18 protein-coding genes are annotated in these 20713 nt (G+C 73.3%); 8 read left to right on the top strand and 10 right to left on the bottom strand.

Going from position 1 to position 20713, the window contains the following annotated elements; genetic code table 11:
• The first annotated feature begins 37 nt into the window (after window positions 1-37).
• Together EAO77_RS29535 and EAO77_RS29530 are read left to right on the top strand one after the other, a co-directional pair.
• Entirely contained in the window at window positions 38-1063 is a 1026-nt protein-coding gene (locus EAO77_RS29535; RefSeq protein ID WP_147991388.1) for a LacI family DNA-binding transcriptional regulator, read from the top strand.
• Window positions 1064-1131: 68 nt separating this feature from the next.
• Entirely contained in the window at window positions 1132-2211 is a 1080-nt protein-coding gene (locus tag EAO77_RS29530) for an aldose epimerase family protein (RefSeq protein ID WP_147991387.1), read from the top strand.
• 265 nt (window positions 2212-2476) lie between these two features.
• On the opposite strand, the gene EAO77_RS29525 is transcribed toward EAO77_RS29530, so the two are convergent.
• Entirely contained in the window at window positions 2477-3418 is a 942-nt protein-coding gene (locus EAO77_RS29525; protein ID WP_147991386.1) for a GNAT family N-acetyltransferase, read from the bottom strand.
• Window positions 3419-3515: 97 nt separating this feature from the next.
• Between EAO77_RS29525 and EAO77_RS29520 the strand changes: the two genes are divergently transcribed.
• A complete protein-coding gene (locus EAO77_RS29520) occupies window positions 3516-4535 on the top strand; it encodes an MsnO8 family LLM class oxidoreductase (protein ID WP_147991385.1) in 1020 nt (339 codons plus the stop codon).
• An 11-nt stretch (window positions 4536-4546) separates the two neighbouring features.
• On the top strand, window positions 4547-7162 hold the full coding sequence (locus EAO77_RS40510) for an ATP-binding cassette domain-containing protein (protein WP_147991384.1): 2616 nt from the start codon (window positions 4547-4549) through the stop codon (window positions 7160-7162).
• Between the two features lie 51 nt (window positions 7163-7213).
• On the opposite strand, the gene EAO77_RS29510 is transcribed toward EAO77_RS40510, so the two are convergent.
• The 3 genes from EAO77_RS29510 to EAO77_RS29500 are packed head-to-tail and all read right to left on the bottom strand — an operon-like array spanning window position 7214 to window position 10606.
• A complete protein-coding gene (locus EAO77_RS29510) occupies window positions 7214-7960 on the bottom strand; it encodes a succinate dehydrogenase/fumarate reductase iron-sulfur subunit (RefSeq protein ID WP_147991383.1) in 747 nt (248 codons plus the stop codon).
• A complete protein-coding gene (locus tag EAO77_RS29505) occupies window positions 7957-9897 on the bottom strand; it encodes a fumarate reductase/succinate dehydrogenase flavoprotein subunit (protein WP_147991382.1) in 1941 nt (646 codons plus the stop codon). Before EAO77_RS29505 ends, EAO77_RS29510 begins: the two co-directional genes overlap by 4 nt.
• A gap of 1 nt (window position 9898) precedes the next feature.
• On the bottom strand, window positions 9899-10606 hold the full coding sequence (locus tag EAO77_RS29500; RefSeq protein ID WP_147991381.1) for a succinate dehydrogenase: 708 nt from the start codon (window positions 10604-10606) through the stop codon (window positions 9899-9901).
• A 95-nt stretch (window positions 10607-10701) separates the two neighbouring features.
• On the opposite strand from EAO77_RS29500, the gene EAO77_RS29495 reads away from it, so the two are divergent.
• Window positions 10702-11601, top strand: a complete 900-nt coding sequence (locus tag EAO77_RS29495; protein WP_147991380.1) for a LysR family transcriptional regulator — start codon at window positions 10702-10704, stop codon at window positions 11599-11601.
• A gap of 115 nt (window positions 11602-11716) precedes the next feature.
• Here the strand turns inward: EAO77_RS29495 and EAO77_RS29490 are convergent, their stop codons facing one another.
• From EAO77_RS29490 to pip, 4 genes are all read right to left on the bottom strand, one after another.
• Complete coding sequence (locus tag EAO77_RS29490) at window positions 11717-13879, bottom strand: putative bifunctional diguanylate cyclase/phosphodiesterase (protein WP_147991379.1); 2163 nt, start codon at window positions 13877-13879, stop codon at window positions 11717-11719.
• A complete protein-coding gene (locus tag EAO77_RS29485) occupies window positions 13876-14688 on the bottom strand; it encodes an SAM-dependent methyltransferase (protein WP_147991378.1) in 813 nt (270 codons plus the stop codon). The genes EAO77_RS29490 and EAO77_RS29485 overlap by 4 nt, the downstream gene beginning before the upstream one ends.
• A 297-nt stretch (window positions 14689-14985) precedes the next feature.
• Window positions 14986-15942, bottom strand: coding sequence for an SCO0930 family lipoprotein (locus EAO77_RS29480; RefSeq protein WP_147991377.1), 957 nt, complete (start codon window positions 15940-15942; stop codon window positions 14986-14988).
• Between the two features lie 235 nt (window positions 15943-16177).
• A complete protein-coding gene (gene pip, locus EAO77_RS29475) occupies window positions 16178-17131 on the bottom strand; it encodes a prolyl aminopeptidase (protein ID WP_147991376.1) in 954 nt (317 codons plus the stop codon).
• Window positions 17132-17218: 87 nt separating this feature from the next.
• Between pip and EAO77_RS29470 the strand changes: the two genes are divergently transcribed.
• Both EAO77_RS29470 and EAO77_RS29465 read left to right on the top strand, forming a co-directional pair.
• On the top strand, window positions 17219-17722 hold the full coding sequence (locus EAO77_RS29470) for a MarR family winged helix-turn-helix transcriptional regulator (protein ID WP_147991375.1): 504 nt from the start codon (window positions 17219-17221) through the stop codon (window positions 17720-17722).
• Between the two features lie 172 nt (window positions 17723-17894).
• On the top strand, window positions 17895-18416 hold the full coding sequence (locus EAO77_RS29465) for a hypothetical protein (RefSeq protein WP_147991374.1): 522 nt from the start codon (window positions 17895-17897) through the stop codon (window positions 18414-18416).
• Window positions 18417-18520: 104 nt separating this feature from the next.
• Here the strand turns inward: EAO77_RS29465 and EAO77_RS29460 are convergent, their stop codons facing one another.
• Window positions 18521-19018, bottom strand: a complete 498-nt coding sequence (locus tag EAO77_RS29460; RefSeq protein WP_147991373.1) for a hypothetical protein — start codon at window positions 19016-19018, stop codon at window positions 18521-18523.
• Between the two features lie 289 nt (window positions 19019-19307).
• On the opposite strand from EAO77_RS29460, the gene EAO77_RS29455 reads away from it, so the two are divergent.
• The gene (locus tag EAO77_RS29455) at window positions 19308-19979 is read left to right on the top strand and encodes a class F sortase (RefSeq protein ID WP_147991372.1); all 672 of its coding nucleotides are present in this window, start codon (window positions 19308-19310) and stop codon (window positions 19977-19979) included.
• Window positions 19980-20039: 60 nt separating this feature from the next.
• On the opposite strand, the gene EAO77_RS29450 is transcribed toward EAO77_RS29455, so the two are convergent.
• On the bottom strand, window positions 20040-20713 hold a 674-nt coding region (locus tag EAO77_RS29450), incomplete at its 5' end, for a polysaccharide deacetylase family protein (RefSeq protein ID WP_147991440.1).

Genomic DNA, 20713 nt, shown 5'->3' with positions numbered 1-20713 from the left:
ACCGACCAGACCGAGCATGTCGAGCAAGAGGAGTGCCGTGGGCGTCAGCCTGAAGGACGTCGCGCAGCGGGCAGGCGTGTCGATCAAGACCGTGTCGAACGTGGTGAACAACTACCCCCACGTCACACCGCAGATGCGCGCCCGGGTGCAGCAGGCGATCGACGAACTCGGTTACCGCCCCAACCTCACCGCACGTCATCTGCGCAAGGGGCGGACCGGCATCATCGCCTTCGCCGTGCCCGAACTCGGCAACCCGTACTTCGCGGAACTGGCCGGTGCCGTCATCGACGCGGCGGCCGCGCACGACTACACGGTGCTGGTGGACCACACAGCCGGTCTGCGCGAACGGGAGCTGCTGGTCAGCCAGGAGTTCCGGTCGCATGTGATCGACGGGCTCATCCTCAGCCCCATCCACCTGGAGAACGAGGACCTGCTCGCCCGGCAGGAGACCTCCCCGCTGGTGCTGCTCGGCGAGCGGGAGTACGAGGCGCCCTACGACCAGATCGCCATCGACAACGTGGCCGCCGCCCGCACCGCGGTGCGACATCTGCTGGATCTGGGCCGGCGCCGGATCGCCTTCCTCGGCTCCCGCACCAGCCGGGAGCGCCAGCCCGCCCATCTGCGGCTGCGGGGGTGGCGGGAGGAGCTCGCGGCGGCCGGCCTGGAGCCGGACGAGAGCCTGGTCGTCGCGACCGACGGCTACGGCCGGGGCGACGGCGCCGCGGCGATGGCGGCCCTGCTGGACCGCGGCGAGCGCCCGGACGCGGTCTTCGCCTACAACGACCTGATCGCCCTCGGCGCCATGCGCACCCTGGTGGAACGCGGGCTGGACGTGCCGCGGGACATCGCCGTGGTCGGCTTCGACGACATCGACGAGAGCCGTTACGGGGCGGTCACCCTCACCACCGTCTCCCCCGACAAGCCGGCCATCGCGCGGCTGGCCGTCGACCGCATCGTCGAACGGCTGGGCGGCGGGCCGGTGTCGGAGCCCCGGCGGATCCGGCCCGGCTACCGGCTCATCGTCCGGGAGTCCACCCGCACCGGCCGGAACGGCGCCCACTGACGCCCTCCCCGCACGTCCCGGCGCCCTCCCGTCGTCCCGTGAAAGCCCTTTCCCCCCGAGGAATGATCATGCCCCGACCCACCGTGCAGCACCGTCCGTTCGGCCCTTCCCCGAGCGGGGAGGACGTCGAACTGTGGCGCCTGGAATCCGGCGGCGTGTACGCCGAGATCCTGACCTACGGCGCCGTCCTGCACTCCCTCGGCGTCCCCGACACGGCGGGCGGCATCCGGTCCGTGGTCGTGGGCCTGCCCTCCGCCGACGCCTACGCCAAGGCCGGCGGCTACTTCGGGGCGGTCGTCGGACGCTACGCCAACCGCATCGCCGACGGCCGGCTCACCCTCGACGGGACGACGTACGAACTGCCGCTCAACGACCGCGGCCACACGCTCCACGGCGGCCCGGAGGGCTTCCACACCAAGGTGTGGGAGGCGCAGACCGGCACCGACGGCAACACGGCGTGGGTGCGCCTGGCGCTGCACAGCCCCGACGGCGACATGGGCTTCCCCGGCGCGCTCGACGTGTCCGTCACCTACGCGCTCGACGCCGCGGGCACGCTCTCGTGCGCGTACACGGCCGTGACGGACCGTCCGACCGTGGTCAACCTCTGCAACCACTCCTATTTCAACCTCGCGGGCGACGGCGACGTCCTCGGCCACACCCTCCAGGTGGACGCCCCCGCCTATCTGCCGGTGGACACGGCGAGCATCCCGCTCCGCGGCGCGCCCGCCGGTGTCGCCGGCACCCCCTTCGACCTGACCTCCCCCCAGGTGCTCGGCGACCGGGTGGGCGCGGCGGACGACCAGGTGCGCGGGGCGGGCGGCTTCGACCACTGCTGGGTGCTGGCCGGGGCGCAGGGGGACGGGCTGCGGCGTGCCGCCCGGCTCGCCGCGCCGCGGGACGCCCGGGTGATGGAGGTGTGGACGACGGAGCCGGGGGTGCAGGTCTTCACCGCCAACCACCTCGACGGGGCTCTGGAGGACGTGCAGGGCCGGCCGCTGGAACGTCATGCGGCGGTCTGCCTGGAGACCCAGCACTTCCCCGACGCCCCCAACCGCCCGGAGTACCCGAGCGCGGTGCTGCGTCCCGGCACCACGGCCCGCAGCCGCACCGAATTCCGCTTCCCGCACCTCCGGGGGCGCACGGGCTGAGGGACCCCGCAGCGGCGAGCGGCGCGGACGGTTCGGCCGTCCGCGCCGCTCGCCGCCGTCCGGCCCGGGGGCTGCCGTCGTCCGGATGGCGGGCTGCCGTCGTGCGGCCGGAAGGCTGCCGTCGTGCGGCCGGAGCCCTGCCGACGAGGTTCCGTCGCGCGTCCCCGGTGGTCTCCCGTCCCCGTCGTTCCGGTTGGCGTACCTCGACGGCGGAACGGAACGGGCCCGGGGCGCCACGCCCGTGCGGCCTGCGCCTCTCCGCGGGTCAGGGAGCCGGAGGCGTCTCCAGGACGAGACGGATCTCCGTGACCTCGTAGCCGGCGCGGTCGAAGGCGGCCGCCATCGGGGCGTTGACGGTGTCGGTGGTCGCGGTGATCCGCTCGGCGCCCTCGTCGGCGTGGAAGCGGGTGATCTCGGCGAGGATCTCGTCGATCAGGCCCTGTCCGCGCAGCTCCGGCACGACGCCCAGATAGCCGACGTTGCGGTGGTAGGGGGTCGCGGAGGGGACGGCCAGGCCGGCCAGGGTGCCGTCCGGGAGGTGGGCCAGGCGCCACCAGGAGCGCTCCCCGGGGCAGTCGAGGTAGAAGCGCATGTCCTCGCGGGCCACCTCGCGGGCGTCGGCCGTGCGGAGCTCGTTGCGGGTGTGCAGGTCGAGGCTCCCCTGGGACAGGCGGACGAACGCCTCCAGGAACTCCTCGTCCGTACCGTCCCTGAAGGTCAGCTTCCGCGGCGCCTCGGGAAGCGGGGACGCGGGAGTCCACTCGTAGCGCAGGCGCTCGATCTCGCTGCTCAGCCCGGCCCGCGCGGCGGCCTCGCGGCGCCACTGGACGGCGGCGGCCAGCGCGGCGTCGTCGCGCCAGCCGCGCGGCAGCGAGACGTTGTAGCCGGGGGCGGCCCCGAAGGCCGCGTGACCGGCGGCCAGCAGGCCCGCGGCGACGCCTGCCCGGTCGGCCGTGTCCGGGGCGATCTGGAGGCAGTCGAGGGCCACGGGCCGCTCGCTGTCGGCCCGTCCCCACCACAGGGCACGGCCCACCACGCGCCCCTCCCCGTCCTCGGCGAACCAGGTCCACTCGGGCCGGAAGCGGTGGGCGTCCAGCTCCTCGCGGATCGTGTCCGCGCCGAGCGCGGCGACGGGATCGCCGGGGGCCGGAGGAGTGAGGGCACGGGCGGTGCCGGCCGGGTCCGCTGTGGCGGAGAGAAATCGCATGGCCGCATGATCACACCCGCCGGCCCGCGGGGACCAGGCGTTTTCCCCGTCGGCCGTCCGCCGGGAATCCTCACCGCGTCCGGGCGTTGAAGCAGGGGTGAGCACCATTTCCGCGTCCACCCGGCTGTCCGTCCTCGACCGTTCCCGCACCCGTGAGGGCGCGGACGGCGCCGCGGCGCTGCGCGACACGGTGCGTCTGGCGCGCGAGGCGGAGGCGCTCGGCTACCACCGCTTCTGGGTCTCGGAGCACCACGGTGTGCCCGGGGTCGCGGGATCCGCGCCGACGGTGCTGGCCGCGGCGGTCGCCGCGGCCACCTCGCGCATCCGGGTCGGGACGGGCGGTGTGATGCTCCCCAACCATCAGCCGATGGTGGTGGCCGAGCAGTTCGGGGTGCTGGAGTCGCTGTTCCCGGGGCGGATCGACATGGGGCTCGGCCGCTCGGTCGGCTTCACGGGCACGGTCCGCCGGGCGCTCGGCCGCGACAAGCGGGACGCGGACGGTTTCGCCGGCCAACTGGACGAGCTGCTCGGCTGGTTCACCGGCGGGCAGCGCGCGCACCCTCAGGTGCACGCGCACCCCGCCGAGGGCCTGCGGGTCCCCGCGTACGTGCTGGCGACCGGCGAGGGGGCGGAGGTCGCCGCGCGGGCGGGGCTGCCGCTGGTGATCGGTGATCTGCGGGGCCGGGAGAGGCTGCTGGCGGCGGTCGACGTCTACCGGCGCCGGTTCCGGCCCTCGGACCACGCCGAGCGGCCCTACGTCGTGGTCGCGGGCACGGTGGTGGTGGCCGGGACCGAGGCGGCGGCGCGCCGGCTGCTGGTGCCGGAGGCCTGGTCGATGGCGTACTCCCGCACCCACGGAGTCTTCCCGCCGCTGCTGCCGCCCGAGCGGGTGGAGGCGCTGACGATGACCGCCCGGGAACGCGAGCTGTACGAGGCGGGGCTGCACGGCCACATCGCCGGGACGGCGGAGCAGGTGGCCGGGGCACTGGAGACGGCCGTCGGGGAGAGCGGGGCGGACGAGGTGCTGGTGACCACGAGCACCTACGAGCGCGGCGCGCTGCTCGACTCGTTCCGCCGTCTGGCCGGCCTCGCGGGCCTGACCAGCACGGACGCGTAGGGTGGACAGCCATGCACAGCCCTCACGACCGCTTTGTGCGGGTCCGCGGCGCCCGTGAGCACAATCTGCGCGGCGTCGACGTCGACATCCCCCGGGACGCGCTCGTCGTGTTCACCGGCATCTCCGGTTCCGGCAAGTCGTCGCTCGCCTTCGGCACGGTCTACGCGGAGGCGCAGCGGCGGTACTTCGAGTCCGTCGCCCCGTACGCACGCCGGCTGATCCATCAGGTCGGCGCCCCGGCGGTCGGCCGGATCAGCGGACTGCCGCCGGCCGTCTCGCTGGAGCAGCGCCGCTCCGCGCCCACCTCCCGGTCGTCGGTCGGCACGGTGACGACGCTCTCCAACTCGCTGCGCATGCTGTACTCCCGGGCGGGCGACTACCCCGAGGGCGCGCCGCGCCTGGACTCGGACGCCTTCTCCCCGAACACCGCGGCCGGCGCCTGCCCGCGCTGCCACGGACTCGGCCGCGTGCACGCCACGTCGGAGGAGCTGCTGGTCCCCGATCCGTCGCTGTCCATCCGCGAGGGCGCCATCGCGGCGTGGCCGGGGGCGTGGCAGGGCAAGAACCTGCGCGACGTGCTGGACGCGCTGGGGTACGACGTGGACCGGCCGTGGCGTGAGCTCCCCGCGAAGGACCGGGAGTGGATCCTGTTCACCGACGAGCGGCCGGTGGTCACGGTGCACCCGGTCCGGGAGGCGGGCCGTATCCAGCGCCCCTACGAGGGCACGTACACGAGCGCGCGACGGCATGTGATGCACACCTTCGCCGACTCCAGGAGCCCCGCGCTGCGCGCCAGGGCCGAGCGGTTCCTCACCAGCGAGCCGTGCCCGGTGTGCGGCGGCGGCAGACTGCGCCCCGAGGCGCTGGCCGTGACCTTCGCCGGGCGGACGATCGCCGAGGCGGCGGCGATGCCGCTGACCGAACTGGCCGCCCTGCTGCGGACGGCGGCGGGCAGCGCCGCGCCCCCCGACCACGCCGGTGGCGACGCGATCGCGCCCGGCGGCGACGGCGGCCGGGACGGAGCCGCGGACGCGGGCGCGGGCGCCGGCGACGGCGGGTTCCCGGACGGCGCGGGCGACGGCGGGTTCCCGGACAGCGCGGGCGACGGCGGGTCCCCGGACAGCGCGGGCGACGGCGGGTCCCCGGACAGCGCGGGCGACGGCGGGTCCCCGGACAGCGCGGGCGGGGACTGGTCCCCGGACGGCGCGGGCGCCCCCGGGACGGGCGACGGGACGACCGCGGGCGTGCTGACGGCGGATCTGCTGGCCCGGGTCGCCACCGTGACCGAGCTGGGGCTCGGATACCTCAGCCTCGACCGGCCGACGCCGACGCTGTCCAGCGGCGAACTCCAGCGGCTGCGGCTGGCGACCCAGCTGCGGTCCGGCCTCTTCGGGGTGGTCTACGTCCTCGACGAGCCGTCGGCGGGTCTCCACCCGGCCGACACCGAGGCGCTGCTGGTCGTCCTGGAACGGCTGAAGGCGGGCGGCAACTCGGTGTTCGTGGTGGAGCACCATCTGGAGGTGGTCCGGCGGGCCGACTGGCTGGTCGACGTCGGGCCGCTGGCCGGTGAGCACGGCGGGCTGGTGCTCTACAGCGGGCCGCCCGGCGGACTGGCCGGGGTGCCCGCTTCGCAGACCCGCCGTTTCCTCTTCGGGCGGGAGCCCGCCGCGTCGGGCGAGCCGCGCGAGCCCTCGGGCACGCTGCTGCTCGGACCGGTCACGCGCCACAATCTGCACGGCCTGACGACCCGGCTGCCGCTCGGCGTGCTCACGGCCGTCACCGGGGTGTCGGGGTCGGGCAAGTCGACCCTGGTGGGCGCCGTCGACGCCGGAATGCCGGGCGTGGAGCGGCTGGTGACGGTCGACCAGAAGCCGATCGGGCGCACACCCCGGTCCAATCTCGCCACCTACACCGGGCTGTTCGACGTGGTGCGCCGGCTGTTCGCCGCCACGGACGAGGCGCGGGAACGCGGCTGGAAGGCCGGACGCTTCTCGTTCAACACCAAGGGCGGCCGGTGCGAGACCTGCCAGGGCGAGGGGTTCGTCTCGGTGGAGCTGCTGTTCCTGCCGACGACGTACGCGCCCTGCCCGGACTGCGGCGGCGCCCGGTACAACCCCGCCACGCTGGAGGTCCGCCTGCGGGGCCTGACGATCGCGGACGTCCTCGGGCTCACGGTGGAGGCCGCCGCGGACTTCTTCGCCGGCGACCGCTCGGCGTCGCGCAGTCTGCGGGCCCTGCTCGACGTCGGCCTCGGCTATCTGCGCCTCGGGCAGCCCGCGACCGAGCTCTCGGGCGGTGAGGCGCAGCGGATCAAGCTGGCGACGGAGCTCCAGCGCGAGCGCGGGAGCCACACGCTGTACGTGCTGGACGAGCCGACCGCCGGGCTGCACCCGGCGGATGTCGAAGTGCTGATGCGCCAGTTGCGGGGGCTGGTCGACGCGGGCCACACGGTGGTCGTCGTCGAGCACGACATGGACGTGGTCGCCCGCGCGGACTGGGTGATCGACATGGGGCCGGGCGGCGGCGACGAGGGCGGCCGGGTGGTGGCCGCGGGCCCGCCCGCCGAGGTCGCCCGGACGACGCCCGGTCCCACCGGCCCCTTCCTCGCCCGTGCCCTCGCGCGCTGACCGGCGGCCGGGAGCCTCCGGCGTCCGCCGCGCCCCCCGCCCACGGCCGGGTCAGCGCCTCGCCTTGCGGGCCGCCCGCAGCCATTCCCGGTTCATGGCGGAGATCGACGGCAGCGGGATGCCCTTCGGGCAGGCCGTGGCGCACTCACCGGTCAGGGTGCAGCCGCCGAAGCCCTCGTCGTCCATGGTCGCCACCATGTCGAGGACCCGGGTCTCGCGCTCCGGAGCGCCCTGCGGCAGGACGTTCAGATGGTTGACCTTGGCCGAGGTGAAGAGCATGGCCGAGCCGTTGGGGCAGGCCGCCACGCACGCTCCGCAGCCGATGCACTCCGCGTGCTCGAAGGCGAAGTCGGCATCCGGCTTGGGCACGGGGGTGGCGTGCGCCTCGGGGGCCGATCCGGTGGGGGCGCTGATGTACCCGCCGGCCTGGATGATCCGGTCGAAGGCGGAACGGTCGACGACCAGATCCTTGACGACGGGGAACGCGGACGCCCGCCACGGTTCGATGTCGATGGTGTCGCCGTCGCTGAAGGAGCGCATGTGGAGCTGGCAGGTCGTGGTGCGCTCGGGGCCGTGGGCGTCGCCGTTGATGACCAGCGAGCAGGCGCCGCAGATGCCCTCGCGGCAGTCGTGGTCGAAGGCGACGGGGTCCTCGCCGCGCAGGAGGAGGTCCTCGTTGAGGGTGTCGAGCATCTCCAGGAAGGACATGTCCGAGGAGATGCCGTCGACCTCGTAGGTGGTCATCGTGCCGGTGGCCGCGGCGTTCTTCTGGCGCCAGACGCGCAGGGTGAGCTTCATGCGTAGCTCCGCTGAGTGGGGTGGACGTACTCGAAGACGAGGTCTTCCTTGTGCAGGACGGGCGCGCCGCCGTCGGTGAACTCCCAGGCGGCGACGTAGGCGAAGGCGTCGTCGTCGCGGGCGGCCTCGCCGTCGGAGGTCTGCGACTCCTCCCGGAAGTGGCCGCCGCAGGACTCGGCGCGGTGCAGGGCGTCGAGGCACATGAGCTCGGCGAGCTCCAGGTAGTCGACGATCCGGTTGGCCTTCTCCAGCGACTGGTTGAATTCCTCGCCGGTACCCGGGACCTTGATGCGGCGCCAGAACTCCTCGCGGATCTGCGGGATCCGCTCCAGCGCCTTGCGCAGGCCCTCCTCGGTGCGGGCCATGCCGCAGTGCTCCCACATCACCTCGCCGATCTCGCGGTGGAAGGAGTCGGGGGTGCGGTCGCCGTCGGCGCCCAGCAGGGCCGCGAGGCGCGCCCGGGTCTCGGCCACCGCCGCGGTGACGGCGGGGTGCGAGGCGTCGACGGGGTCGAACCCGCCTCGCGCGAGGTAGTCGTTGATCGTCGACGGCAGGACGAAGTAGCCGTCGGCGAGACCCTGCATCAGCGCGGAGGCGCCGAGCCGGTTGGCGCCGTGGTCGGAGAAGTTGGCCTCGCCGATCGCGAACAGGCCGGGGACGGTGGTCTGGAGGTCGTAGTCGACCCACAGCCCGCCCATCGTGTAGTGCACGGCCGGGTAGATCCGCATGGGGACCTCGTAGGGGTTCTCCGCGGTGATCCGCTCGTACATCTCGAAGAGGTTGCCGTACTTCTCCGCCACCTTCTCGCGGCCCATCCGCCGGATCGCGTCGGCGAAGTCGAGGTAGACGCCCTGCCCGCCGGGGCCGACGCCGCGGCCCTCGTCGCAGACGTTCTTCGCCGCGCGGGAGGCGATGTCGCGGGGCACCAGGTTGCCGAAGGACGGGTAGATCCGCTCCAGGTAGTAGTCGCGCTCGTCCTCGGGGATCGCGGCCGGCGGGCGGTCGTCGCCGCGCGCCTTCGGCACCCAGATGCGGCCGTCGTTGCGCAGCGACTCGCTCATCAGGGTCAGCTTGGACTGGTGGTCGCCGGTGCGCGGGATGCAGGTGGGGTGGATCTGGGTGAAGCAGGGGTTGGCGAAGTACGCGCCGCGCCGGTGGGCGCGCCAGACGGCGGTCGCGTTGGAGTTCATGGCGTTCGTCGACAGGTAGAAGACGTTGCCGTAGCCGCCGGTGGCGAGGACGACGGCGTCGGCGGTGTACGTGGAGATCTCGCCGGTGACCAGGTCGCGGGCGACGATCCCGCGGGCGCGCCCGCCGGCCACCACGAGGTCGAGCATCTCGGTGCGGGCGTGCAGGGTGACGTTCCCGGCGGCGATCTGGCGCGACAGGGCCTGGTAGGCGCCGAGGAGGAGTTGCTGGCCCGTCTGCCCGCGGGCGTAGAAGGTGCGGGAGACCTGGACGCCGCCGAAGGAGCGGGTGTCGAGGAGTCCGCCGTACTCCCGGGCGAACGGCACGCCCTGCGCCACGCACTGGTCGATGATCTCGACGGAGATCTGGGCGAGGCGGTGGACGTTGGACTCGCGGGCGCGGAAGTCGCCGCCCTTGACGGTGTCGTAGAACAGCCGGTGGACGGAGTCGCCGTCGTTGCGGTAGTTCTTGGCGGCGTTGATGCCGCCCTGGGCGGCGATGGAGTGGGCGCGGCGCGGTGAGTCCTGGTAGCAGAACTGCTCGACGTGGTAGCCCTGTTCGGCCAGCGTGGCGCCCGCGGCGCCGCCGGCCAGGCCGGTGCCCACGACGATCACGGTGTGCTTGCGCCGGTTGGCGGGGTTGACCAGCTTCGCCTGGAAGCGCCGGGTGTCCCAGCGCTCGGCCACGGGCCCGCCGGGCGCCTTGGCGTCGGCGAGGGGCTCGCCGGTCGCGTAGTCGAGAAAGCTCATGTCAGCTCACCACTCCGGTCATGACGGCGACGGGGACGGAGACGAATCCGGCGGTCAGCGCGAGCGCCAGCAGGTTCGCGACGGCCTTCAGGGCGCGGTCGCGGGCGGCGTTTCCCGCGCCGAGGGTCTGGGCGGCGCTCCAGAAGCCGTGCCGGACGTGCAGCCCCATGGCGACGACCGCCGCGATGTAGACGGTGTTGCCGTACCAGGTGGAGAAGGTGTCCACGACGTTCTGGTACGGGTGGCCCTCCTGGAAGCCGCCCGGGTGGGCGTGGCCGGTCGTGAGGTCCAGGATGTGCCAGACGATGAACAGCGCCAGGACGACGCCGCCCCAGCGCATGGTGCGGGTGGCGTAGCTCGCCCGCGCGCGCTTGTGGACGTAAGCGGTGGGCCGGGCCCGGATGTCGCGCCGGCTGAGCTGGTACGCGGAGACCGCGTGGCCCACGACGGCGGCGAGCAGCAGGACGCGCACCAGCCACAGGGCCCAGGAGTGGTGGAGCACGGGGGCGCCCATGGTGCGCAGCCAGTGCCCGTAGGCGTTGAACTCCTCCGCGCCGAAGAAGATCTTGAGGTTGCCGAACATGTGGGCCACGAGGTAGCCGAGCATGATCAGACCGCTGACGGCCATGACCGTCTTCTTGCCGACGGTCGATCCCCAGATGGTGCGCGTCATGGACGGTTTTCGTGCCGTCCGCGTGTCCAGAGCCATGGCGCCGACCGTAGGCCCGGATCCGTCCAGAGGTCCAAGACATGATCCGGCTCGCGTCCATAGGCCATGGCTATCGTGGGCCGTAGAGTGGATCCATGCAGCTCCAGCAGCTCCGGTATTTCGTCGCGGTCGCCGAGACCCGTCACTTCACCCGCGCCGCCGAGCGCGTCCATGTCTCCCAGCCGTCGCTCTCCCAGCAGATCCGCGCCCTGGAGCAGGAACTCGGCGCGGACCTCTTCGGCCGCGCCCGGGGCAACATCGCGCTCACCGACGCCGGCGAGGCCCTCCTCCCGCTGGCCCGCCGGATCCTCGCGGACACCGAGACCGCCCGCCGCGAGGTCCAGGAACTGGCGCAGCTGCGCCGCGGGCGGGTCAGGCTCGGCGCCACGCCGAGCCTGTGCACGGGGCTGCTGCCGCGGGTGCTGCGCACCTTCCACGACCGGCATCCGGGGATCGAGCTGATCATCGAGGAGTCCGGCTCGCACGACCTGGTCCGCGAGCTGGCGCGCGGAGCGCTCGACCTGGCGCTCGTGGTGCTCCCGCTGCCGTCGCCGTCGCCCGCCCTCACCACGGTCGAGCTGCTGCGCGAGGACCTGGTCGTCATCTCCTCGCCCGACTCCCCCGCGCCGCCTTCGCCGCTGCGCGTAGCCGACCTGGCCGGGGAGCCCCTGGTGATGTTCCGGCACGGCTACGACCTGCGCGAGCTGACGGTCGCCGCCTGCCGCGCCGAGGGCTTCGAGCCGACGTTCACGGTGGCCGGCGGTGAGATGGACGCCGTGCTCGGCTTCGTGCGCGCCGGGCTCGGCGTGGCCGTCGTCCCGGCGATGGTGGCCCAGGGCGCCGGGCGCGGCCTCCGCACGACCCCCCTGGCGCCCCCCGGCCTCCACCGCACCATCGCGCTGGCCCACCGAAGCGACGTCGCCCCGCCCCGCGCGGCCCGCGAACTCCAGCGCGTCCTCCTGGCCACAGGCCGTTCCAGCCCCGCCGGCGTGTGAGGCGCGGGGGCCCGCGCGGAGCCCCCGCAACGGCGCCGCACCCGGGAACGCGCCCCGGACACGGCACCCCCACACGGCCCACCGCCCCGGAGGCGCGACGCCCCCGGGTGCCGTCTCAGACCGCGTCGGCCATCACCAGCGCATGGATCCGGTCCGGCGCCCCCGGCCTCGCGTAGTACCACCCCTGCGCCGTGTCGCACCCCAGCTCCCGCAGCTGCTCCGCCTGCGCACCGGTCTCCACGCCCTCCACGGTCACCGCGAGCTCCAGGCTGTGCGCGAGCGACACGATCCCCTCGACGATCTTGAGGTCGACCGGGTCGCACGGGTGCTGCTGCATGCCCTGCGTGAAGGAACGATCCAGCTTGAGCACGCTCACCGGCAGCCTCCGCAGGTTCGCCAGGTTCGAGTACCCCGTGCCGAAGTCGTCGAGCGCGATGTCCACCCCCATCTCCGACAGCTGCCGCAGCGGCTTGAGGAGATCCTCGTCCGCGCCGATCAGCGCCGACTCGGTGACCTCCAGGCACAGCGCCCCCGGCTCCAGCCCCGAGCGCTCCAGCACGTCGACGGTGTCCGCGACCAGCCCCGGGTGCTGGAGCTGGGCCGGCGAGAGGTTGACGTTGATGCGCAGCGGCCCCCCGTCCGTGTGCCGCCTGCTCCAGAAGCGCGCCTGACGCACCGACTCCTGGAGCACCCAGCGTCCCAGCGGCACGATCAGGCCCGTGCGTTCGGCGAGCGGTATGAACCGGTCGGGGCCGAGCACCCCGTGCTGCGGATGGCACCAGCGCACCAGGGCCTCGGCCCCGTGCACCGTGCCGTCGCCGAGGTGGACGAGGGGCTGGTACTCGATGAAGAACTCGCCGCGCTCCAGCGCGGCGGGCAGCGCGGTGGTCAGCCCGTGCCGGGTGATGGCCCGCGCGTCCGCCTCCGGGTCGGCGAGCTCGAAGCGGTTGCCGCCCGCGGACTTGGCCCGGTACATGGTGATGTCGGCGCTGCGCAGGACCTCCGCGCTGGTGCGCTCGCCCGCCGGTCCCTCGACGATGCCGATGCTGCCGCGGACGGTGAACTCGCGGCCGTCGACGTTGATCGGCGTGGCGAGCGAGCCGAGGATCCGCGCGGCGAGCTCGTCGACCTCCCGCTCGGTGTCCGGACCGGTCGTCAGGGCCACGAACTCGTCGCCCCCGAGGCGCGCGACCATCTCCCCCGGCGCGGTGGCGCAGCTCTGGAGCCGGTCGGCGACCTCGACGAGCAGCCGGTCGCCGGTGGCGTGGCCGAGGCTGTCGTTGATGGCCTTGAAGCCGTCGAGGTCGAGGTAGCAGAGCCCGAACCGGGATCCCTCACCGGCCGTGACCGCCTTCTCCAGGCGTTCGAAGAACAGTGTCCGGTTGGGCAGCCCGGTCAGCGCGTCGTGCGTGGCCTCGTAGCGCAGGCGCAGGTTGAGCAGCCGGCGTTCGGTGGTGTCCTCCATCAGCGCCAGCTGGTACTGCGGCTGGCCCTCGGCGTCGCGCAGCAGGGAGACGGTGAGGTTGGTCCACAGCACGGTGCCGTCGTTGCGGTAGAACGGCTTCTCGGTCCGGTAGTCCTCGCGTTCGCCGCGCACCAGCTCCCGGTAGAGGTCCCACACCTGCGGACGGTCCTCGGGGTGCGCCCAGTCGCTCATCCTGCGGCCGCGGACATGGTGTTCGAGGCCGCCGAACATCCGGGTCAGGGTGTCGTTGGCCTCCAGGACGTTGCCGTCGAGGTCCGCGATGGCGATGCCGATCGCGGCGCCCTCGAAGACGGCCCGGAAGCGGACCTCGGTGTCGTGCATGGCCTGGAGCGCGTCGCTGCGCGCGAGGAGGGAGGAGCGCGCGATGGCCTCCTGCTCGGCCAGCGTGCGCTCGCGCAGGGCGTGGGCGAAGCCGGCGGCGACGGCGTGCTGGAGCCGTGCGCAGCGGGCCCGGCTCTCCTCGGCGCTCTGTTCGGGGTCGCCGCAGTAGAGCACCAGGTACGAGTCGATGACTCCGAGCGTGCGGCTCAGCGCGTCGGGGTCCGTGCAGTGGGCTTCGACGAGTGCGGTGCCGACCTGCTGGGCGGGCTGCGGGGTGAACGGCCGGGCGTGGAGCACCCGGTGGAGCTCACGGGCCACGGGCAGCAGATGCCCTTCGAACTCGGGCCGGGTCAGCGAGGTGGCGGTGACCGGGAAGATGGCCCGGCTCCAGATGGTCGCGAATCGCCGGAGGCGGTCCTCCAGGGCGTCCGGCTCCCCCGCGGAACCGGCGGCCTGCGTGTTGGGGCTCACGCCGTGCGCCCCACCCCTGCGAAGCCCGAGAAGGCGTATGGATCCTCCTGGTCGACGGGCCCGTCCGGCCGCCAGTGCGGCATGGGCACCAGGCCGGGCTCGACCATCTCGAACCCCTCGAAGAACGCCGCGATCTCCTCGCGGCCGCGCATGGCGACCGGCTGGCGGATGTCCCGGTAGACGCCGACCGCGCCGCCGGCCGCCTCGGCGGTGACCGGGACGCCCTCGTAGGAGGCGTGGGTGAGGATCAGCAGGCTGCCGGGCGCGAGTTCGTCGCGCAGTGCGGCGACGGCCGCGTGCGGGTCGTCCTCGTCCTGGAGGAAGTGCAGGACGGCGACGAGGAGCAGCGCCACCGGGCGGTCCAGGTCGAGCAGGTCCCGTACCTCGTGGCTGTCGAGGATCTGGTTCGGCTTGCGCAGGTCCGCGGCGAGGACGGCCGCCCGGTCGTCGCCCTCCAGCAGGGTGCGGCCGTGGGCGACGGCCACGGGGTCGTGGTCGACGTAGACCACCCTGGCGTCCGGCACGATCGCGCGCGCCACTTCGTGGACGTTGCCGAAGGTGGGAATGCCGGAGCCGATGTCGAGGAACCGGGTGATCCCCCGCTCCGCCGCGTAATGCACCGCGCGCCGCATGAACGCCCGGTTGGCCTGCATGATCTTGGGCAGGCCCGGCATGAACTCCATCGCCTTGCGGGCTGCTTCCCTGTCGACCTCGAAATTGTGCGAACCGCCCAGGTAGTAGTCGTAAATGCGGGAAACGCTCGGCACCGATATGTCGATGCCATGCGGTGCCCAGGCGGGACGCTCCATCGATGTCTCCAACAAGTCGCCACGGAGGGTCGGCCATGTCCATGGCCAGTGTTCGAGCCGAGGCTACTGATCGCCCGCCAAGAGGGCGAGTCCAACCGGAAATTAGCGGTCCGTTCTTGGTCACACGACGTGGTCACGGGACCGGACGGCAGGACGTCGTCATACGGGGACGGCATGCGTCCGTGTCATGACCGTTCGTCACCGGCCGGGGGAATGACCGCCGCGCACATGCGACCGGCCCGCCGGCACACCGGGGGGTGTGCGACGGACCGGTCGCGGGCCGGAGCTGCGTGGGGACTACTTGGGTGCTCCGACCGGCTTGCCCTCCGGGGAGACGGCGTACCAGGTGCCGCCGACGCCCTGGCCGTTGGTGTCCCCCGGCTTGGCGTCCCCGGAGAAGGTGTAGATGGGCCAGCAGTCGATCGTCTGCTGCGCGATGCCGTCGGGCCGGTCGAAGGTGACGAAGCCCTTCTTCAGGATGCCCACCGTGTCGTTCTTCTCGACGGGCTCCACCACCGGCCACTTCTCCAGGCAGGCGTCGGTGCAGGCCGTCTTCATGGGCCAGGCGGAGTCCTTCATGAAGCGGTAGACGGTCATGCCGTCGCGGTCGACGACGATCTCTCCGAGCTTGGGGTCCTTGCGCACCGAGAGTCCCGCGAGGTCGGCCTCCTCGCCCCCGGCCTCCTCCGCGCCGCCCGGCTCCGCCTTCTTGCCGTCGGGAGCCGCCGCGTACCACGTTCCGCCGACACCCTGGCCGTTGACGTCCCCGGCCTTGGTGTCCTTGGCGTAGCGGTACATCGGCCAGCCGTCGATGGTGAGCTGCTTGGAGCCGTCCGCCCTGGTCACCTCGCCGATCAGGGAGGGGTCGACGCCGGGGGCGGCGGTGGCTCCGCCGGCGGCCACGACGGGCCAGGTCTTCGCGCAGTCGCCTTCGCAACTGGACTTCGGGGGCTTGGCGGTGTCCTTGTCGAAGCGGTAGAGGGTGAAGCCCGCGCTGTCCGTGACGACCTCGCCGAGTTCCTTGCTCTCCCAGACGGCCAGCTGGCCCGCGGGCTTGGCCTCGGCCGCCGCCTCGCCCCCCGAGCCGTAGCCGGCGTCCGCCCCGTAGCCTCCGTCGCCGGGTGCCGCGGGGTTCGCGGCACCGACGGCCTGACCGTTGGGGGTCGTGGTGCCCTGGTCCTGACCGCACGCCGTCGTCAGCGCGAGTACAGCCGCCGCAGTCACCGCGAGCGAGGCGTTCCGCCAGGTGTTCATGTCCACTCCCGTAGTTCTTCCAGCCGATGGGGCGCCGCCGCCCGGCGCCGTTCATGGTCCTAGGTACGGACGTGGGGGCGGCGGGTGTTCAACGCCGGGAGAAGAATCTTGTCCATCGCGGACGCGAATGGTCGAAATACCGTTGGCACCAGGCGAATTCGCCCCCGGTCCGGCCGCTGCTAATTGGCCGGATCTCAACTCATCGGCACCGTCCGCGCATCGCTCCGCCGGCTGTTCAGCGCATGCCGTCCAGCGCGGCGCGGACACGGGTGCGCAGCTCCTCGCTGCCTTTGTGTCCCGTGTCGTCCATGACGACGAGTTCGGCGCCCCGCCACGCGCGGGACAGCTCCCAGGCCGTGTCCAGGGGCGAGCTCAGGTCGAGGCGGCCGTGGAAGAGGACTCCCGGAATCCCGTCCAGCCGCCCGGCCCCGCGCAGCAGCGCGCCCTCCTCCAGCCAGGCGCCGTGGGCGAAGTAGTGCGCGGCGATGCGCACCAGCGCGACCCGTGCGGAGTCGGGCCGGCCGCTGTAGACGTCCGGCGCGCCGTGCGGCTCCAGCGACAGGACGGCGTCCTCCCAGCGGCACCAGTCGGCCGCGGCACGCTCGCGCACCGCCCGCTCCGGGCTCTCCATGCGGCGCGCGTAGGCGGCGACCACGTCACCGGGACCCGCGGCCTCCGGCACCCCCGCGCGGAAGCGGTGCCACTGCTCGGGGAAGAACCGTCCGACACCCCGGTAGAGCCAGTCGATCTCCGAGCGCCGGGTGGTCGTCACGCTGTTGATCACGATCCCGGACACCCGCTCGGGGTGCCGCTGGGCGTAGGCGAGCAGCAGCGTCGATCCCCAGGACCCTCCGTGGAGCACCCACCGGCGGACGCCGAGGAACTCCCGCAGCAGCTCCATGTCGGCGAGGAGATGCTGCGTGGTGTTGACGCCCATGTCGGCGGCCGGGTCGGCCGCGTGCGGCGTGCTGCGCCCGCAGCCGCGCTGGTCGAACAGGACGATGCGGTACGCCTCGGGGTCGAAGTACCGCCGCATGCCGGGGACGCAGCCGGAACCGGGCCCGCCGTGCACGACCAGGGCGGGCCTGCCGTCGGGGTTGCCCGACACCTCCCAGTGCACACGGTTCCCGTCGCCGACGTCGAGCAGCCCCTCGTCGTAGGGCTCGACGGGCGGATACAGCTCTGCCATGGAGTCTCCCCTCCTTCCCGTCCCGGCCGTCCGCCGCCCGGCGGGGGCCACGGCCGAGAAATACAACAGCGCTGTTATATTATGCGCATGCCGACCGCCTCCTCCGCCGCACCGGGTCCCGAACTGCTCGGCACCCGCCTGCGTCTGCTGCTGAGCCTGCTCGACTCCGACGTGGCCTCCGTCTACGAGGACCTCGGCCTCGCGGGCATCCGCCCGCGCTGGGTCCCGTATCTGCGCACCCTCGCCGCGCAGGGGCCGCGCTCCGTCCAGGAACTGGCCGCCGCGACGGGCGTGACCCACTCGGCCGCGAGCCAGACCGTCGCCCAGCTGGTCCGGGAGGGGCTCGCCACCGTGGCGCCGGGAGCCGACGCCCGGCAGCGCGTCGCCACGCTGACCGACACGGCACGCGGTTTGCTGCCGGCCCTGGACGCCGAGTGGGAGGCGACCGCGACCGCGGCCGCGGCCTTCGAGGCGGAGCTCTCGTACCCGCTGAGCGCGCTCGTGGGCGAGGCCATCGAGGCGCTGGGCCGCCGGCCGCTGCGCGAGCGCATCGCGGAGGCCGCCCCTCATCTCATCCGGCCCGCCGGCTGACCCGCCGACACGCGCACGGCGTCGCCCCGACGGATCAGCACCGTGACCCGATTGCCCTACACCGATCGCGGGCCGATGGGGGCGCTCTTAGCGTTTCGGTGATCGAGGAGCACTCCCCGACCCGTGCGGAAACGGTTCCGCAACTGCTCCTCGGGGACCCGGAGGTCCGACCATGCGTGCGATACGTGCCGCATCCGCCGCTCTCGGAGCGGCCGCACTCGCCCTGACCGCTCCCACAGCCGCTTTCGCCGTCAACAACACGCCGTACGACTTCGCCGTGACACCGTCGACGGTGTCGGCGGGCGGCCGCGTGACCCTGACCGCCGGCGGCTGCCCGAGCACGACCACCGTGACGTCCGGCGTCTTCGACACCGTGACCATCCCCCAGAACGGCGCCGCCACGGCGGTCGTCGACTGGGACGCCAGGCCCGGCGCCGTCTACTCCGTCCAGTTCAACTGCATCGGCCGGATCGGCACCCTCGATCTGCGGATCTCGGGCGGCTCCGCCACACCCACCGCGAGTTCCACCCGGCCCGCCGCCACCATCGCCCCGTCGGGTGTGCGCGGCGGCGAGGGCGGCAGCATCGACGGCATGAACACCGCGGAGATCGCCGCGGGCGGAGCCATGGTCGCGGCCGCGGCCACGGCCACCGTCCTGGTGCTGCGCCGGCGCTCCGCCGACCGCCGTCACTGATGCGGCGGCCGGCTCCGTCACCCCCGTACGACAGCCCGTCGCCCCGAGTCCCGGTGAGGGACTCGGGGCGACGGGCGGTGGGGCCGACCGGGAGGTTCGGCCGATCAGACCTGACCGCTGACCGTACGGCGGCGACGGGCGATGAAGAGACTTCCGCCCACCGCGGCCGTGGCGACGAGACCCGCACCGATGGCCATCTCGGTGCTGGTGGGGCCGATCGACCCGCCGAGGCCGCCCTGGGCGCCGCGTGCGGGAAGCACGGTGAACGAGGCACTCGCCGTCTGCGAGCTGTCGTTGCACCGCACCGTCAGGTGGTAGCTGCCGGGTGCGGCACTGTTGCGGACCCGGGCGGTGGCCGTGGACTCGCCGCCGCGGTCGCCGCGCGGGGAGAGCGTGGCGTCGGGGAAGGCGTTCGAGCTGACGGTGCCACCACGGCGGCATCCGTCGACAGTGACGGTCAGGGTGCCCCCGGGGAAGACCGAGGAGGGGCTGACTTGGACGTTCCTCGGGCCGTCCCCACCGCCGGCGGCGGCCAGTGGAGCGCAGAGCCCGACGGCCGCGAAGGCGGTCGCGGTCACCGCGAGAGCGCGGGTAGCACGCATCGTTGAACCTCCAGCGGAAGACGCTCCGAAGCGGCGCTCCGGGATATTCGACGAGGACGCCTTCCACCAGGAACATTCACCGAGGCTCCCTTTCCCCGCATTTCGGGCTTGGGCCACCCCGGTGAGCCGACACGCCGGTCCGGACGGCCCGCATCTGACGGAGCCGCAGGTCACAGACCGTCAGACGTTTTATCCGTTCATTACTCGGATGGGTCATCCCGACTGGCCCCGGCCACCCGTTCGCCCTTCCCTGATCGCCGCCCCGGGCGCGCGTGCTTAGCGTGCCTGCATGCGCATTAAGGGGAGAACCACGAGCCGGGACGCCTTCGGCAGGGAGCCCAGACGACGCTCGCCCTGGGGCGTGCTGGCGCTCGTCATGCTCAGCGGGATCGCGCTGATGAAGAACGGGGTCGACGTCGGTCTCGGGCCGCCGCAGCCCGCCGCGGCGGCGTCGCTCGGCAACCACACCGGCGAGACGTTCCTGCCGGTGCCGCTCGAACCGCTGCCGTACGCCCCGCCCGCCACGGTACGGGTGCCCTCCATCGACGTCGACGCGCCGATCATGGACGTCGGTCTCGACGACAAGGGCTGGATCGCGGCGCCGCCGCCCCAGGACCCGAATCTCGCCGGATGGTTCCAGAACGGCGTCGCCCCGGGCCAGCGCGGCACCGCGGTCATCGTGGGCCATGTCGACAACCAGGCGGGGCCCGCCGTCTTCTACGGCCTCGGCTCCGTCCAGAAGGGCCAGATCGTCGAGGTCCCCCGTCTCGACGGCCGGGTCGCGGTCTTCGAGGTCTACGGCGTGGAGGTCTTCTCCAAGCACGACTTCCCCGGCGTGCGGGTCTACGGCGACACCGGCCAGCCCGAGCTGCGGGTGATCACCTGCGGCGGCGGCTACACCAAGGCGGACGGCTACGACGGCAACGTCGTCGTGTTCGCACGGATGGTCAGGACACGCTGAGCCGTCCCCGCTCCGCCCGCAGGGCCCCCGCGACGCGGGGGCCCTGCGGGCGTTTGGGGCTCAGATGCGGGGCACGGTGACGCGGTAGCCCGCGTCGAGGAGGCGCGGGAGGTAGCGGCGCAGGGCCGCGACGCTCTGGGATCGGTCGCCGCCCGCGTCGTGCGAGAGCACGACGACACCGGGGGCGGCGCCGTCCATGACCCGGCGGACGATCGTGCCGGTGCCGGGCTCCGTCCAGTCGAGGGTGTCCACGGTCCAGGCGAGCGGTTCCATGCCGAGCTCGGCGCCGATCTCGAAGGAATGCCTGTTCCAGGCGCCGTAGGGGGCCCGGTACCAGCGCGGGGGCGCGCCGACCGTCTTCTCGACGATGTCGCTGGTGCTGCCCAGCTGGCGGCGGATCTCGGACGGGGCGAGGCCCGGCACCAGGGGGTGGGACCAGGTGTGGTTGCCGATCAGATGCCCCTCGTCGGCCATCCGGCGCAGCAGGTCGGGGTGGTACTGCGCCATCTCCCCGCAGACGAAGAACATCGCCGGCACCTCGTGGGCGCGCAGGGTCGCGAGGATGTCCGGGGTGTACCGCGGATCGGGTCCGTCGTCGAAGGTGAGCACCATGGTGCGGCCCTCGCCGGGAAGCTCCAGGAGCGGACGGGTGCGGACGGGCGGCAGGGCGCGGCGGGCCGTGGGCGCCTGGGCGGTCATGGGCTGCAGACGGTAGGCGGATGCCTGCTGGGGGC

The organism is Streptomyces sp. T39, assembly GCF_008042045.1.
Lineage (GTDB): Bacteria > Actinomycetota > Actinomycetes > Streptomycetales > Streptomycetaceae > Streptomyces.
Note: the sequence above shows the minus strand (reverse complement) of the source record. Positions and strands in the feature narration are given on the sequence as shown.